This window comes from Kineococcus lubricus (assembly GCF_050871965.1).
Lineage (GTDB): Bacteria > Actinomycetota > Actinomycetes > Actinomycetales > Kineococcaceae > Kineococcus.
The window spans coordinates 124131-140102 of the sequence record NZ_JBJLSK010000003.1 but is presented as its reverse complement, the minus strand read 5'-3'; the positions used below and the strand labels follow the sequence as shown (position 1 = coordinate 140102).

Below are 15972 nucleotides of genomic sequence, written 5' to 3'. Positions count from 1 at the left end.
CCCCGGCGGTCGCGGCGGTGCGCGTCGCCGTCCGCCGCGCCCTGCGCGACCTCGACGGGCCCGTCCTCGTGGCCTGCTCCGGGGGAGCGGACTCCCTGGCCCTGGCCGCCGCGACCGCCTTCGAGTCCCGTACCGCCGGGCTCGTCACCGCCGGCCTCGTCACGGTGGACCACGGCCTGCACCCGGCCTCGGCCGACGTCGCCGCGCGCGTCGTGCGGCAGGGCCGCGACCTGGGCCTGGACCTGGTGCGCAGCGTGCGGGTCGCGGTGGGCCGGACGGGTGGTCCCGAGGCGGCCGCCCGCACCGCCCGCTACGAGGCCCTGACCGCCGTCGCGCAGCAGGAGGGCGCGGTCGCCGTGCTGCTCGCCCACACCCTCGACGACCAGGCCGAGACCGTGCTGCTCGGCCTGGCCCGCGGTTCGGGCACCCGGTCCCTCGCCGGGATGCCCGCCGTCCGGGGGATCTTCCACCGGCCGCTGCTGGGCGTCCCGCGCGCCGTCGTCCGCGCCGCCCTCGACGGGCTGGAACCGTGGGAGGACCCCGCCAACGCCGACCCGGCCCTCACCCGCTCCCGCGTGCGGCACGACGTGCTGCCGTTCCTGGAGTCCGCGCTGGGACCGGGGATCGCCTCCGCCCTGGCCCGCACCGCCCGCGCCGCCCGCGACGACGCCGACGCCCTCGACGAGCTCGCCGCCGCCAGCACGCCCTTCCGCGACGGCTCGGCCCCGGTGGACGACCTGCTCGCCGCGCGCCCCGCCCTGCGCCGCCGCTGGCTGCGGTCGGCGGCGCTCGCCCTGGGCTGCCCGGCGGGCGCGCTGAGCGCCGGGCACGTCGACGCCCTGGAGGCGTTGCTGCTCGACTGGCACGGGCAGGGCCCGGTGCACCTGCCGGGTGGTGCGAGGGCGGTCCGCGCGTGTGGCAGGCTCGTGCTCACCCCCCACCGATGACCACCACGGGAGAACTGCGTGGACGCCGCGACCGCCGGTACCGACCTCGAGCACGTGCTGCTGACGAAGGAGCAGGTGGCGACCCGGGTCGCCGAGCTCGCCGCCGAGCTGGACCGCGACTACGCCGACAAGGACGTGCTGCTCGTCGGCGTCCTCAAGGGCGCCGCGATGGTCATGGCCGACCTGTCCCGCGCCATGCAGATCCCGCTGTCGATGGACTTCATGGCCGTCAGCTCCTACGGCTCGGGCACCAAGAGCTCCGGCGTCGTACGGATCCTCAAGGACCTCGACACCGACATCTCCGGCCGCCACGTGCTGGTCGTCGAGGACATCATCGACTCCGGCCTGACCCTGTCGTGGCTGCTGGCGAACCTGTCCTCGCGCGGGCCGGCGTCGGTGAAGGTGTGCGCGCTGCTGCGCAAGCCCGACGCCGCCAAGGTGGAGGTCGACGTCGCCTACGTCGGCCACGACATCCCCAACGAGTTCGTCGTCGGGTACGGGCTGGACTTCGCCGACAAGTACCGGAACCTGGACTGCGTGGCGACGCTGGCGCCGCACGTCTACAGCTGAGCCGTCCGGCCTATCGTTATCGTGATACAGGTATCGCGATAACGATAGGTTTGCGTTCGTGGATGCCGCCAATCCCCTGCGCACGATCGCGCCCACCGTGGACGCAGACGTCCTCAAGGTCCTGGCCAGGACCCACCGTCCCCTCAGCGGCGCGGCGGTCGCCCGCCTCACCGGCCGCTCCTACGCCCGCACCAGGGCTTGCCTGCACCGGCTCGTGGACCACGGGCTCGTGGGAGAAGAGGACGTCGGACCGGCGGTCCAGTACCGGCTGAACCGCGCCCACGTCCTCGCCGCCCCCGTGCTGGCGGTGGTCGACGCCGACCTGGCCGTCGAGGAGTGGCTGGTCGAGCAGGTGCGCCGCTGGTCGCCGTCGGCGCGGGCCGTGGTGCTCTTCGGGTCCTGGGCCCGCCGGGAGGCGGGCCCGGACAGCGACCTGGACCTGCTGGTGGTGCGCGAGGACCACGTCGACCCCGACGGTCCCTGGGCGGAGCAGGTGCACGCCACCGGGAACGAGCTCGAGGCGCGGACCGGGAACGCCGTGCAGTTCGTGCACGTCAGCGCAACCGACCTGGCGACAGCGGTCCGCGAGGAACAACCGCTCATCAGCAGCCTGCGGCTCGACGGCAGGGTGCTGGTCGGACCGGACCTGCGCGAGCTGCTGGGAACGGCCTCGTGAGCGGGCGCACTTCGCGGACGGCGCCCTGCACCCCGGCGGACGCGCGGACCCGCCTCCGGCAGGCCCGGCTGTACCTGGAGGCGGCCGAGCTCGTGCAGGCCGAGGACTTGGCCGAGGCCGCGACCGTCGCCACCGGCAACGGGGTCCTCGCCGCCATCGCCGCCGCCGACGCGATCTGCTGCCACGCGGCGGGTACCCGCTCGCGCGGCCAGGACCACCGGCAGGCCATCGGCTTGCTGCAGGAGGTCACGGGGGACGCGACGTTGGCCAAGGCCCTGCGCGAGGTGCTGGACCTCAAAGACGCAGGCCACTACGGGCTCAGCAACGTGTCGGCGAGCAACTGCACCGCTGCGCTGCGTCGGGCGACGACTCTGGTCGAGGCGGCTGGGCAGCGCGTCCGCTGACCTGAGCACCGAAGACGAGCAGCCACCGACGTGCGTCGGACCCCGCCGATACGGTGAGCGGTACCGCGGCACAGCGGCCGACCAGCAGGAGACGAAGCACATGGCACCGACCACCAGCGCCGCTCAGCGCGCCGAGCTGCACAAGACGATCTGGCGCATCGCGAACGACCTGCGGGGCAGCGTCGACGGCTGGGACTTCAAGACCTACGTGCTGGGGATCCTCTTCTACCGGTTCATCTCCGAGAACCTCGAGACCTTCCTCAACGCCGCCCAGCGCGCCGCCGGTGAGCCGGACTTCGACTACGCGACGTTCCCCGACGCCGAGGCCGAGTTCGGCCGCGCGGACACCGTCGAGGAGAAGGGCTTCTACATCCTGCCCTCGCAGCTGTTCCGCAACGTCCGTCGGCAGGCCGCGAAGGACGAGAACCTCAACGAGACGCTGGAGCAGGTCTTCAAGAACATCGAGGGGTCGGCGATCGGCACCGACAGCGAAGAGGCCGTGAAGGGCCTGTTCGACGACCTCGACGTCAACAGCTCGAAGCTGGGGAACACCGTCGCCAAGCGCAACGAGAAGCTGGTGAAGCTCCTCAACGCGATCGGCGACCTGCCGCTGGGCAACTTCGAGGACAACTCGATCGACCTCTTCGGCGACGCCTACGAGTACCTCATGCAGATGTACGCGTCCCAGGCCGGGAAGTCCGGGGGCGAGTACTACACCCCGCAGGAGGTGTCCGAGGTCCTCGCCAAGATCACCGTCCAGGGCAGGAAGAAGGTCAACAAGGTCTACGACCCGGCTGCCGGGTCGGGCTCGCTGTTGCTGAAGTTCGCGAAGGTCCTGGGGCCGGAGAACGTCGGCGGGTTCTACGGCCAGGAGATCAACCTGACGACGTACAACCTGGCGCGCATCAACATGCACCTGCACGACGTGAACTTCGAGAAGTTCAGCATGGCCCACGGCGACACCCTCATCGACCCGCAGCACTGGGACGACGAACCGTTCGAGGCGATCGTCTCCAACCCGCCCTACTCCATCAAGTGGGAGGGCGACGCGAACCCGCTGCTCATCAACGACGAACGCTTCGCCCCCGCCGGAGTCCTGGCGCCCAAGTCGAAGGCCGACCTCGCCTTCACGATGCACATCCTCAGCTGGCTCGCCGTCAACGGCACCGCTGCGATCGTCGAGTTCCCCGGCGTGCTGTACCGCGGGGGAGCGGAGGCGAAGATCCGCAAGTACCTCATCGACAACAACTACGTCGACGCCGTGATCCAGCTCCCGCCGGACCTGTTCTTCGGAACGACCATCGCGACGTGCATCATCGTGCTGAAGAAGTCGAAGAAGGACAACGCCGTCCTGTTCGTCGATGCGTCCGCCGAGTTCGAGCGGGTAGGGAACAAGAACAAGCTGACGGCCGAGCACCAGCAGCACATCATCGACACCCTCAACGCGCGGGTCGACGTCGACCACGTGGCGAAGCTGGTGGCCAACGAGGACATCGGCACGAACGCGTACAACATCGCGGTGTCGTCGTACGTCGAGGTGAAAGACGTTCGCGAGATCGTCGACATCACCGAACTGAACGCGGAGATCGCACGGATCGTCGCGCGGCAGGCGGAGCTGCGGACGTCGATCGACGAGATCATCGAGAGCTTGGGGGAAATGTGACCGGCGTCGGCAACCCGCACGGCACACCTGCAACGAAGCGGGTCCCCTGGAGGATGATCGGCGAAGTTCTGCGCATCAAAAATGGGAGTGATCACAAGTTGCTCGGGGACGGCGACGTCCCTGTCTACGGCAGTGGCGGAATCATGCGACACGTCGATCGTGCGGCGGCAACGGGGCCGTCCGTACTGATCCCACGAAAGGGGTCTTTGGGAAACATTTTCTATGTGGAGGGCCCATTTTGGGTGGTAGACACCATCTTTCGAACCGAGATCGACGAAACAATCGTCTTCCCTAAGTTCCTCTACTATGTGCTGCTCACCATGAGGCTGGGGGAGATGAATCAAGCTGGCGGTGTGCCGAGCCAGACGCAGGCGGTCCTTAATTCTCTTCGTATTCCAGTGCCACCGCTTGAGGTGCAGCAAGAAATCGTGAGAGTATTGGACCAGTTTAGTCAGCTGGAAGCGGAGCTGGAAGCGGAGCTGGAAGCGCGGCGAGTGCAGTACTCCTTTTATCGCGAAGATCTTATGAGTGGAATCTCTGGCAGCCACTGGGCCCGCCTTGGAGATGTACTGAGTGCTCCGCTGTCGAATGGTCGATCAGTGCCCGACGGCGAGGGCTACCCAGTTTTGCGCTTGGGTGCTCTGCGTGGTCCAATGGTTGACTTCTCGCAATGTAAGCGCGGTTCGTGGAGCGATGAGGAAGGTGGTCGCTTTCGCGTTGCATCAGGAGATCTATTAGCTGCTCGCGGCAATGGAAACAAGCAGCTCTTAGCGCGGGCTTCAATGGTTAAATCGTCGCCAGAGATTGCATTCCCGGATACTATGATCCGAATTCGTCCGGATCTGTCCAAGATTTCTCAGGAATTTCTTTTCTATGTGTGGGAATGCCGGGCCTCCAGGCGCCAAGTGGAGCGAGTTGCGAAATTGACGTCTGGAGTTTGGAAGATTGGTCAGAAAGACCTGGCCGAGGTGACGATTCCTGTCCCACCAAGGGAGGTGCAGGATCGAATCGTGGAGGTGTTGGATCGCCTTAGCGCCCTCGTCAACGACCTCAGCATCGGCCTCCCAGCCGAGCTCGCTGCCCGCCGCAAGCAGTACGAGTACTACCGCGACAAGCTGCTGACCTTCGAGGAGGCTCCCGCGTGACCGAGGCACCCGCGCGCGTCTACGACCCCATCGCGGTCTCGGCGGAGAGCACCGTCGTCGCCGAGCACGTCCCCGACACGCAGGAGGCGTCGGCCTACCAGTCGGAGGCCGCCCTCGAGAAGGCGTTCATCGCGCAGCTGCAGTCGCAGGCGTACGAGTACCTGCCGATCACGTCGAACGACGAGCTCGTCGCGAACCTGCGCACCCAGCTGGAGGCGCTGAACCACGTCACGTTCACCGACGGGGAGTGGGCGGACTTCTTCAGCACCAGGATCGCCGGGGCGAACGACGGCATCGCCGAGAAGACCCTGCGGGTGCAGGAGGACCACGTCCAGGTCCTCAAGCGCGAGGACGGGTCCACGAAGAACATCACGCTGCTCGACAAGACGAACATCCACAACAACCGGTTGCAGGTCATCAACCAGTACGAGGTCGCCAAGGCCGACCCGGCGGCACCGGGCGGCGGGGGCGGCAAGCACGCCAACCGGTACGACGTCACCGTCCTGGTCAACGGCCTGCCCATGGTGCACGTCGAGCTGAAGCGCCGCGGCGTCGACATCCGGGAGGCGTTCAACCAGATCGACCGCTACCAGCGGGACAGCTTCTGGGCCGACTCGGGCCTGTTCCAGTACGTGCAGCTGTTCGTCATCAGCAACGGCACCCTCACCAAGTACTACTCGAACACGACCCGCACCCAGCACATCAGCGAAGCCGGGAGGTCCGCGTCGTTCCAGGCCGCGGGGAAGAAGACGTCGAACAGCTACGAGTTCACGTCGTGGTGGGCCGACGCCGCCAACCGGCCCATCCAGGAGTTGACGGCGTTCGCGAAGACGTTCTTCGCCAAGCACGCTCTGCTGAACGTCCTCACCCGCTACTGCGTCCTCACCGCCGACGGGCTGCTGCTGGTGATGCGGCCCTACCAGATCGTCGCGACCGAGCGGATCCTGCGGCGCATCGACGTCGCCACGAACGCCAAGACCCTCGGCACCGTCGAGGCCGGCGGGTACGTGTGGCACACCACGGGGTCGGGCAAGACGCTGACGTCGTTCAAGACGGCTCAGCTCGCCTCCAAGATGCCCAGCGTCGACAAGGTGCTCTTCGTCGTCGACCGCAAGGACCTCGACTACCAGACCATGCGGGAGTACGACCGTTTCGAGAAGGGTGCCGCGAACTCCAACACGTCGACGGCCGTCCTGACGAAGCAGCTCGGTGACCCCACCAAGCGGATCATCATCACGACCATCCAGAAGCTGTCGACGTTCATCAAGGGCAACAAGGGGCACGCCGTCACCGGCGACCACGTCGTCATCATCTTCGACGAGTGCCACCGCTCCCAGTTCGGCGACATGCACAAGGAGATCACCAAGGCGTTCAAGCGGTACAACCTGTTCGGGTTCACCGGGACGCCCATCTTCTCCGCCAACGCCGCCTCCGGCGGCAACCCACAGCTCAAGACCACCGAGCAGGCGTTCGGGGAGAAGCTGCACACGTACACCATCGTCGACGCCATCACCGACAAGAACGTCCTGCCGTTCCGCATCGACTACATCAGCACCATCCAGTCCGATGTCGTCCTTGACAAGCAGGTGTCGGGGATCGACACCGAGAAGGCGATGCTCGACAAGAGGCGTCTCACCGGGATCGTGGACTACACGCTCGCGCACTTCGACCAGAAGACGAAGCGCACCGGCACCGCGAGCTACGAGCACTCCGTCGTCACCAACGTCGCCGCGGCCACCCGCACGCGCAAGCAGACCGAGGCCCTGCGCGCCCGCAAGCGGATCAAGGGATTCAATGCGCTGTTCGCCACCGCTTCCATCGACGCCGCGCGCCGGTACTACAACCACTTCCAGCGGCAGATGGAGGACCTGCCGCCGGACCGCCGGCTGAAGATCGGCCTCATCTACTCCTACGGTGCCAATGAGGCCGACGACGGAACCCTCGACGACGAGGCCTTCGACACCGACTCCCTCACCGGTGACGCCCGCAACTTCCTCGAAGAAGCCATCCAGGACTACAACGACCTCTTCGGCACCAGCTACGACACCAGCGCCGACAAGTTCCAGAACTACTACAAGGACCTGTCGCAGCGGTTGAAGAACCGCGAGCTCGACCTGGTCATCGTCGTCAACATGTTCCTTACCGGCTTCGACGCGACAACCCTCAACACCCTGTTCGTCGACAAGAACCTGCGCGCCCACGGGCTCATCCAAGCGTTCTCCCGCACCAACCGGATCCTCAACTCCGTCAAGACGTACGGCAACATCGTCGCCTTCCGGAACCTGGAGGACGAGACCAACGCCGCGTTGGAGCTGTTCGGCAACAAGGACGCCCGCGGCGTCGTCGTCCTGAAACCGTACTCGGAGTACTACGACGAGTACGAGAAGAAGGTCGATGAGCTGCTGTCGTCGTTCCCGCTGGGGCAGCCCGTCGTGGGGGAAGGGGCGCAGAAGGACTTCATTGCGTTGTTCGGGACGATCCTGCGCCTGGAGAACATCCTCACGTCCTTTGACGACTTCGCTGGCCACGAGAAGCTCACCGACCGGCAAGGGCAGAACTACCGCAGCGTTTACCTCGACCTGTACGCCGACTTCCGCAAGGTCGGTGACGCGGACAAGGAACTCATCAACGACGACGTCGTCTTCGAGATCGAGCTGATCAAACAGGTCGAGATCAACGTCGACTACATCCTCATGCTCGTCGCCAAGTACCGCGAGCAGCACGGCGACGGGCAGGACAAGGAGATCCGCGCCGAAATCTCCCGTGCCGTCGACGCCAGCCCGACGCTGCGCAACAAGAAGGACCTCATCGAGGCGTTCGTCGACTCCGTCTCCGGCGTCGACCCGGTGGACGAGCAGTGGCAGGCCTTCATTGCGCAGGCACGGGAGAAGGAGCTCTCGGCAATCATCGAGGAGGAAAACCTCCGCGCCGACAACGCGCGGGCGTTCGTCGCCGCATCCTTCCGCGAAGGCGCGCTGCGAACCTCCGGCACCGCGATCACCGCGGTCCTGCCACCGATGCCCCGCTTCAACAAGGCAGGTGGTCACGGCGAGAAGAAACAGCGCGTCCTGCAGAAGCTGGGCACGTTCTTCTCCAGGTTCTTCGGGTTGGCTTCCGAGGACGACGCTGACGACGTGTGACGGAGCGCGCCGCGCCGCATGTTGAGGCTCAACGGGGTCCACGCTGTCCCGACGGGCTGCCCGAACAGGCAGCGGCACGGCCGGGGCAGTGGTGACGCGGTTCAGCGCAGCCGCACCTTCCGGGCCGGTCTGCCGAGCGGTTGGTCGTCCACCGGTGGGGTGACGTCGATCGCTTCGCGCCGCGAAACCCGCGTCCGTTGCAGGACGGGGCCAGGGTGGCCGGGCCTACGAGGGCCTGCCTACCCTCACCCGATCCGCGCCAGCACCTCACCCGCGCCGATCGGCGCCCCTTCCTGCGCGACCCGCTGCACGGTCCCCGCCCGGTGCGCCGGCACCCGCGACTCCATCTTCATGGCCTCCACGACGGCCACGTCCTGCCCCTCGGTCACCTGCGCGCCGTCCTCGACGAGCCAGGCGGTCAGGGTGCCCGGGGTGGCGGCGGTCAGGGCGTCCTCGTCCGGGCCGTCCTCGGCCTCGGCGGCGACGGTGCCGACCGGCCCCAGCGCGGCGAGGAAGGCGGCGGGCAGCCCGATCGTGGTCATCCGCCCGTCGATCTCGACGCCGAACCGCTGCAACGCCGGCCCGTCGGCGGGGGCGGGGCGCAGCTGCGGTTCCAGCCGCGGCATCAGCTCCGTCTCGATCCACTGCGTGCCGACGGCGAAACCCTCCGTCGAGAAGTCGGGTTCGTCGACGACCGCGCGCGCGAACGGCAGCACGGTGGCGATGCCGGTGACCTCGAACTCGGCCAGCGCGCGGCGGGCGCGGGCCAGTGCGGCGTCGCGGTCACCGGCGTGGACGAGGAGCTTGCCCGCGAGGGAGTCGAACGCGGCGGCGACGGTGTCGCCGGCCTCCACCCCGCCGTCCCACCGGACCCCCGGGCCCGAGGGGACGCGCAGCGCCGTGACCCGTCCCGGGCTGGGCAGGAACCCCCGGCCCGGGTCCTCGGCGTTGATCCGGAACTCGAACGCGTGACCGCGGACCTCGGGGGTCGTGGTGAACGACGGCCCCCGGCCGGCGGCGATGCGGAACTGCTCGCGCACCAGGTCGACGCCGGTCACGAGCTCGGTGACGGGGTGCTCCACCTGCAGCCGGGTGTTCACCTCGCAGAACGACAGGGTCCCGTCGGCGCCCAGCAGGAACTCCACGGTCCCCGCGCCGCGGTACCGCACCGCGGCGCAGATGTCCCGCGCCGCCCGGTGGAGCGTCTCGCGCTGGTCGGGGCTCAGCCCGGGCGCCGGGGCCTCCTCGACGAGCTTTTGGTTCCGGCGCTGCAGCGAGCAGTCGCGGTCGCCCACGACGGTGACCGCACCCGACCCGTCGCCGAGGACCTGCACCTCCAGGTGCCGGGGCCGTTCGAGGAACTTCTCGACGAAGCACTCACCGCGCCCGAACGCGGCGACGGCCTCCCGGGTCGCGGACTCGAAGGCGTCGGCGACCTCCTCGCGGGTGCGGGCCACCCGCATCCCGCGGCCGCCGCCGCCGTGCGCGGCCTTGATCATGATCGGCAGGCCGAACTCGTCGGCGAACGCCTCGGCCTGCGCGGCGTCGGCCAGCGGGGAGGTCGTCCCCGGGGCCAGCGGGGCACCGGCGTCGCGGGCGATGGCGCGTGCGGTCACCTTGTCGCCGAGGGCCTCGATGGTCTCCGGGGTCGGGCCGATCCAGACCAGTCCGGCGGCTTCCACGGCCCGGGCGAACTCGGCGTTCTCGGACAGGAACCCGTACCCGGGGTGCACCGCGTCGGCGCCCGAGGTCCGCGCCGCGGCCAGCAGCGCCTCGACGTTGAGGTACGTCCGCGCCGCCGTGTCGCCGGGCAGCGCCACGGCCGCGTCGGCGAGCCGGACGTGCAGGGCGTCGGCGTCCTGGTCGGCGTAGACGGCGACCGAGCGCAGCCCCGCCTCGGCCGCCGCGCGGACCACCCGCACGGCGATCTCGCCGCGGTTGGCGATCAGGACGGTCTCCATGGTGCTCCTCACAGTTCGGTGAAGGGGGCGCGCGGGCGGAAGCGGACGCGGACGCCGGGGGGCAGCTGGCCGACGAGGTCGAGGTGGGCGTCGACGACGGCCCCGATGACGGGGTAGCCGCCGGTCAGCGGGTGGTCCGGGCCGAACAGGACGGGCTGACCGTCCGGCGGGACCTGGATCGCCCCGGTCACCGCGCCCTCGCTGGGCAGTTCACCGTCCCGGGCCCGTTCCAGCGGGACCGCGCCGGCCAGGCGCAGACCGACCCGGTCCGAGCGGGCCGTGACCTCCCACGCCTGCGCGGTCAGCGTCTCCAGGGCCGCCGGGGTGAACCAGTCGGTGCGGGGCCCCAGGACGACGTCCAGCTCGACGACCTCGCCGCGGGCGGGCAGCGCGGGCGGGGCGTGCGGTCCGGGGTCGACGGCGTGCGGTGCGGCCGAGGGGCCGTGCAGCGCCAGCCGGTCCCCGGCGCGCAGCGGCTGCGGACCCATCCCGGACAGCGTGTCCGTGGCCAGCGACCCGAGCGCGGCCGGGACGTCGAAACCCCCGCGGACCGCCACGACCGTGCGCAGCCCGTCGTGCTGGGTGCCCAGCCGCAGCTCGTCGCCGTCCTCCACCGCCACCGGGCGCACCGCCGGGACGGGGACGCGGGTGCCGTCGGCCGCCCGCAGCGACGCGTCGATCCCGGCTCCGGCCAGGGCGAGCACGCCGGCTCCGGTGAACCGCAGCGCGGCCCCGCCACCGGCGAGTTCGAGGACGGCCGTGCCCGGGGCGTTCCCGACGGCGCGGTTCGCCAGACGCAGCGCGCCGCGGTCGGCCGCCCCCGAGGGGGCGACCCCTTCGGCGAGGTGCCCGGGGCGTCCGGGGTCCTGCAGCAGCAGCTGGACCCCGGGGGAGACGACCTCGACCGAGAACTCCGAGGCGACCGGTGCGGACCGCGGCTCCCGCAGATCCACGAGGTCGCGGTCGACCCGCTGGAACCGCACCGTGGTCCCCGGGGCGAACAGCGCCGGCGGGTCCCGGTCGATGTCCCACATCACCGCGTCCGTGCGGCCGATCAGCTGCCAGCCGCCGGGGCTCTCGCGCGGGTAGACGCCGGAGAACTTCCCCGCCAGCCCGACCGACCCGGCCGGGATCCGGGTGCGCGGCGACGGCCGGCGCGGGACGTCGAACAGCGCGTCGTCGGCGACGAGGTACCCGAAACCGGGGGCGTACCCGGTGAAGGCGACCGTCCACGTCGCGGCCTGGTGCCGGCGCACGAGCTCCTCGGGGGAGCAGCCGAGCAGCTCCGCGACCTCGGCCAGGTCCTGCCCGTCGTAGCGGACCTCGACGGTCACCGACCGCCCACCGGAGGCGACCTCGGACGACGGCTCGACCGTCCGCAACCCCGCCACGAGCTCGGCGGGGGAGGTCACCCGCGGGTCGAGGACCACCAGGATCGTGCGGGCGGCCGGCACGACCTCGCGGACGCCGGGCAGGTCGGCGGCGACCAGCGCCGTGAACAGCCGGGTGCTCTCGTCCAGGTCGGCGGCCTCGACCATGACGGCGGTGTCGCTGACGGGCAGGAACCTCACGAGGCCCTCGTGACGTCGTACTCGGAGTCCAGCACGTCCGTGACGAACATGTGCCCCGGCGCGTGCGTCACCGCGAACGGCGGGCGGGACGCGAGCAGCGCGACCTGCGGGGTCACCCCGCACGCCCAGAACACCGGGACCTCGCCCTCGTGGACGACGGGCGGGTCGCCGAAGTCGGGGGAGTCCAGCGAGGCGATCCCCAGCGCGGAGGGGTCCCCGACGTGCACGGGGGCGCCGTGCACCGCCGGGAACCGGCCGGTGATCGCCACGGCGTCGGCGACCCGGTCGGCCGGGACCGGGCGCATCGAGACGACGAGGTCCCCGCGCAGCCGGCCGGCCGGCGCGCACGGCCGGTCCGTGCGGTACATCGGGACGTTGCGGCCCAGTTCCTGGTGCCGCACCGGGATCCCGGCCGCCAGCAGCGGGGTCTCGAAGGTGAAGCTGCACCCGATGAGCAGCGTGACCAGCCCGTCCCAGTACGCCGTCGCGTCGGTGACCTCCTCGGCCACCCGCCCGTCGCGGAACACCCGGTAGGCGGGCAGGTCGGTGCGCACGTCCGACCCCGGGGCCAGGGCCGACTCGACCTGCCCGGCCTCCAGGACGTCCAGCACGGGGCAGGACCGCGGGTTGCGCTGGGCGTACAGCAGCACCTCGAACGCCCAGTCCGCGGGGACGGCCACCAGGTTGGCCTGCGTCATCCCGGGCGCGACCCCGCTGGTGGGTCCGCGGCGCCCGGCCCGGTACGCCGCGCGCGCCGCCCGGGCCTCGCCGCGCAGTTCCTCGGGGGCCAGGCGCACCATCAGCGCGCCGCCGCGACGAACGGGGCGATGCCGACCCCGGCACCGGCCAGCGCGGCCCGCGTCGCCGCGGCCATCTCGACCGCTCCGGGGGAGTCGCCGTGCACGCACAGCGAATCCGCGCGGACCGCGACGTCCGTGCCGTCGATCGCCTCCACCACCCCGTCCTGCACGAGCCGCACCATGCGCCGGGCCACGAGGTCGGCGTCGTGCAGCACGGCGCCGGGTTCCTTGCGGGAGACCAGCTGCCCGGCCGGGGTGTAGGCGCGGTCGGCGAACGCCTCGGCCGCCGTGGGCAGCCCGGCCCGGTCGGCGACGTCGAGGGCGACCCCGCCGGCCAGGCCCAGCACCACGAGCGACGGGTCGACGGCCTTGACCGCCGCCACGACCACCGAGGCCGTCGCCTCGTCGACGGCCATCGTGTTGTACAGCGCGCCGTGCGGCTTCACGTAGACCACGGCGTCCCCGGCGGACCGGGCCAGCGCCCACACCGCCCCGAGCTGGTACTCGACGTGGGCCTGCAGCGTCGCGGCCGGCAGGTCCAGGCGCTCGCGGCCGAAGTTCTCGTAGTCGCGGTAGCCGGGGTGGGCGCCGATCGCGACGCCCGCCCGCGACGCGGCCAGCACCGTCTCGCGGATGCCCTCGGGGCTGCCCGCGTGGAAGCCGCAGGAGACGTTGGCGCTGCTGACGATCCGCAGCATCGCCGCGTCGTCGGAGACCGGGCGGTCGGGGGTGTTCTCCCCGAGGTCGGAGTTCAGGTCGATGGTCGTCACGGGGGTCCTCCCAGCGGTCAGGCGGTCAGGCGGTGAGGAAGTCGAAGACGGGTCCGACGGACTGCGAGGCCATCCAGAAGCTGATCGCCAGCGCGATCGTGCCGACGACCAGCAACCACACCGGGTAGCGGTAACCGCCCAGCACGTCGCGCTGCCGGAACCAGCCGATGTAGAGGAACACCGTCATCCCGATGGGCAGGATCAGCCCGTTGAACCCGCCGACGAACACCAGCAGGGCGGCCGGGGCGGTGCCGATGGCCAGGTACACGGCGAGCGAGACGACGATGAAGCCGACGGTGGTCAGCTGCAGCGGCCACCCGCCGGACAGCCGGCGGGAGAAGGTCGACAGGAACGTCGAGGACGTGTACGCGGCGCCGATGACCGAGGTGATGGCGGCGGCCCAGAAGATCGCCCCGAAGATCCGGATGCCGGCGTCGCCCAGGGCGGCGCCGAAGGCCTGCCCGGCGGGGTTGGCCGCCTGACCGGACAGGTCGAGCGCGACACCGGAGGCGACGACGCCCAGGATCGCCAGGAACAGCACGTACCGCATGACGCCGGTGACGAGGATCCCGGTGACCGAGGCCCGGTGGACGTCGCGGACGTGCTCGACGCCGGTCTGCCCGGAGTCCAGGTAGCGGTGGGCGCCGGCGTAGGTGATGTAGCCGCCGACGGTGCCGCCGACGATCGTCGTGATGGTCGCGAAGTTGATCGTGTCGGGCACGAAGGTCTGCCGGAAGGCGTCGCCGACGGGTGGGCCGGAGACGACCGCGACGACCACGGTCATGACGATCATGCCGACGCCCAGCACCAGCACGACCCGGTCCACGACCGTCCCGGCGCGCTTGAACAGGAAGATCGCGATCGCCAGCGCCCCGGTGACCAGGCCGCCGACCTTGGGGTCCAGACCGAGCAGGGCGTTCAGGCCCAGCCCGCCGCCGGCGATGTTGCCGATGTTGAACGCGAGCCCGCCGATCACGATGAGGACGGTCAGGACGTGCCCGCTGTAGGGCACGGCGCTGTTGGCGAGGTCGCCCGCGCGCTTGCCGGTCACGGTGATGAGCCGCCAGACGTTCATCTGGACGGCGAAGTCGATGAGGATCGAGATCAGGATCGCGAAGGCGAAGGCCGCCCCGAGCGTGGCGGTGAACGTCGCGGTCTGGGTGATGAAGCCCGGTCCGATGGCGGAGGTGGCCATCAGGAAGATCGCGCCGATGACCGGGCCGCGGCGGGACCGCCGGCTCGTCGTCAGGGCGGGGGTGCTGCTCTCCTGCACGGAGTGGGGGTCGGACATGCCTGCTCCCGGGGACGTGGCGACGCTGCTGCCGGACGAGAGTGCCTGGAGCAGCACTGTGGCACCGCTGGTTGAAGAACACAATGGCTCCAGTTGTTGAACAACGTGTTGCGCAGTGTTGCGTTCGTGTGAACTCGTCGCCCAGCGACCCGGGAGTTCGAGGCGGCTCGCCCCCTACGATGGCGGGGTGACCCACACCGCCGCGCCGTCCCCGGAGACCGCTGGGGGCGAGGGGGCGGGCGGGGGCACGCTGGCCCGGCTGCTCAGCGCCCGGATCGCCGCGGGGGAGTTCCGCCCCGGCCTGCGCCTGTCCGAGTCCGCCCTGGCGCAGCGCTTCTCCGTGTCGCGCAACACCCTGCGCGAGGCCTTCCGGGTGCTGGCCGAGCAGGGCCTGCTCGAGCACGTGCCGCACCGCGGGGTCTCGGTGACCGCGCCCCGGGTGGCCGACGTGCTCGACATCTACCGCGTCCGGCGCCACGTCGAGGCCGGGGTGCTGGCCCGGGCCGACGCCCAGCACCCGGCGACCGACCGGATGCGGGCGGCGGTCGAGGCCGCGGACGCCGCCGTCGCGGCCGGGGACTGGGCGGGCGTCGGGACGGCGAACATGGCCTTCCACGAGGCGCTGGTCTCGCTGTCGGACAGCCCGCGCCTGCTGCGCACCCACCGGCAGCTGGCGGCCGAGCTGCGGCTGGCCTTCCTGGTGATCGGCGATCCGCAGGCCCTGCACGGCCGGTTCGTGGCCCGCAACCGCGCGGTGCTCGACACCTTCCTCACCGGTGGCGGCGCCGCGGCGGCGGCCGAGCTGGAGACCTACCTGACGGAGTCCGAGCGCACGGTGCTCGGCGCCTACGCCCGCCTCGGGCTCGACTGACGCCCGCTCGTCGCCGGCGGGCCTACGCCCACAGCGAACTCGCGGCGCCGCCCCGGAACAGCACCCCGCCCCCACCCGTTCGAACGGCGTAGGACCTGCGGCGACGAGACCGTGGGCGGCCTGTCAGGGCCGCGGTGTACCGTCGAACGTCAGGCTGGTTCGA

Annotated in this window: 13 protein-coding genes; 8 read left to right on the top strand and 5 right to left on the bottom strand. The window is 70.5% G+C overall.

What is annotated here, in order from left to right; translation table 11 throughout:
* Window positions 1–17: 17 nt before the first annotated feature.
* The 7 genes from tilS to ACRYRX_RS03300 all read left to right on the top strand — a co-directional run bounded on the left by tilS (window position 18) and on the right by ACRYRX_RS03300 (window position 8545).
* Window positions 18–947, top strand: coding sequence for a tRNA lysidine(34) synthetase TilS (gene tilS, locus ACRYRX_RS03330; protein WP_432510385.1), 930 nt, complete (start codon window positions 18–20; stop codon window positions 945–947).
* Window positions 948–965: 18 nt separating this feature from the next.
* The gene (gene hpt / locus ACRYRX_RS03325; RefSeq protein WP_432510384.1) at window positions 966–1517 is read left to right on the top strand and encodes a hypoxanthine phosphoribosyltransferase; all 552 of its coding nucleotides are present in this window, start codon (window positions 966–968) and stop codon (window positions 1515–1517) included.
* A 97-nt stretch (window positions 1518–1614) separates the two neighbouring features.
* The gene (locus tag ACRYRX_RS03320; RefSeq protein ID WP_432510382.1) at window positions 1615–2193 is read left to right on the top strand and encodes a nucleotidyltransferase domain-containing protein; all 579 of its coding nucleotides are present in this window, start codon (window positions 1615–1617) and stop codon (window positions 2191–2193) included.
* On the top strand, window positions 2190–2597 hold the full coding sequence (locus ACRYRX_RS03315; protein ID WP_432510381.1) for a hypothetical protein: 408 nt from the start codon (window positions 2190–2192) through the stop codon (window positions 2595–2597). Before ACRYRX_RS03320 ends, ACRYRX_RS03315 begins: the two co-directional genes overlap by 4 nt.
* Window positions 2598–2697: 100 nt before the next feature.
* The gene (locus ACRYRX_RS03310) at window positions 2698–4260 is read left to right on the top strand and encodes a type I restriction-modification system subunit M (RefSeq protein WP_432510380.1); all 1563 of its coding nucleotides are present in this window, start codon (window positions 2698–2700) and stop codon (window positions 4258–4260) included.
* On the top strand, window positions 4257–5405 hold the full coding sequence (locus ACRYRX_RS03305; RefSeq protein WP_432510379.1) for a restriction endonuclease subunit S: 1149 nt from the start codon (window positions 4257–4259) through the stop codon (window positions 5403–5405). The genes ACRYRX_RS03310 and ACRYRX_RS03305 overlap by 4 nt, the downstream gene beginning before the upstream one ends.
* The gene (locus ACRYRX_RS03300) at window positions 5402–8545 is read left to right on the top strand and encodes a type I restriction endonuclease subunit R (RefSeq protein WP_432510378.1); all 3144 of its coding nucleotides are present in this window, start codon (window positions 5402–5404) and stop codon (window positions 8543–8545) included. Before ACRYRX_RS03305 ends, ACRYRX_RS03300 begins: the two co-directional genes overlap by 4 nt.
* Before the next feature lie 245 nt (window positions 8546–8790).
* On the opposite strand, the gene ACRYRX_RS03295 is transcribed toward ACRYRX_RS03300, so the two are convergent.
* Genes ACRYRX_RS03295 through ACRYRX_RS03275 form a run of 5 tightly spaced genes read right to left on the bottom strand, consistent with a single transcriptional unit; the run spans window position 8791 to window position 14938 of the window.
* Window positions 8791–10506, bottom strand: coding sequence for an acetyl/propionyl/methylcrotonyl-CoA carboxylase subunit alpha (locus ACRYRX_RS03295; RefSeq protein WP_432510377.1), 1716 nt, complete (start codon window positions 10504–10506; stop codon window positions 8791–8793).
* An 8-nt stretch (window positions 10507–10514) separates the two neighbouring features.
* The gene (locus tag ACRYRX_RS03290) at window positions 10515–12077 is read right to left on the bottom strand and encodes a 5-oxoprolinase subunit B/C family protein (RefSeq protein ID WP_432510376.1); all 1563 of its coding nucleotides are present in this window, start codon (window positions 12075–12077) and stop codon (window positions 10515–10517) included.
* Window positions 12074–12877 (bottom strand): putative hydro-lyase, encoded by an 804-nt coding sequence (locus ACRYRX_RS03285; protein ID WP_432510375.1) that lies wholly within the window; start codon window positions 12875–12877, stop codon window positions 12074–12076. Before ACRYRX_RS03285 ends, ACRYRX_RS03290 begins: the two co-directional genes overlap by 4 nt.
* Window positions 12877–13647 (bottom strand): LamB/YcsF family protein, encoded by a 771-nt coding sequence (locus tag ACRYRX_RS03280; protein WP_432510374.1) that lies wholly within the window; start codon window positions 13645–13647, stop codon window positions 12877–12879. The genes ACRYRX_RS03285 and ACRYRX_RS03280 overlap by 1 nt, the downstream gene beginning before the upstream one ends.
* 25 nt (window positions 13648–13672) lie before the next feature.
* Window positions 13673–14938, bottom strand: coding sequence for an NRAMP family divalent metal transporter (locus ACRYRX_RS03275; RefSeq protein ID WP_432510373.1), 1266 nt, complete (start codon window positions 14936–14938; stop codon window positions 13673–13675).
* Window positions 14939–15125: 187 nt separating this feature from the next.
* Here ACRYRX_RS03275 and ACRYRX_RS03270 point away from each other — a divergent pair, with 187 nt between their 5' ends.
* Entirely contained in the window at window positions 15126–15809 is a 684-nt protein-coding gene (locus ACRYRX_RS03270; RefSeq protein WP_432510372.1) for a GntR family transcriptional regulator, read from the top strand.
* The last annotated feature ends 163 nt before the right edge of the window (window positions 15810–15972 follow it).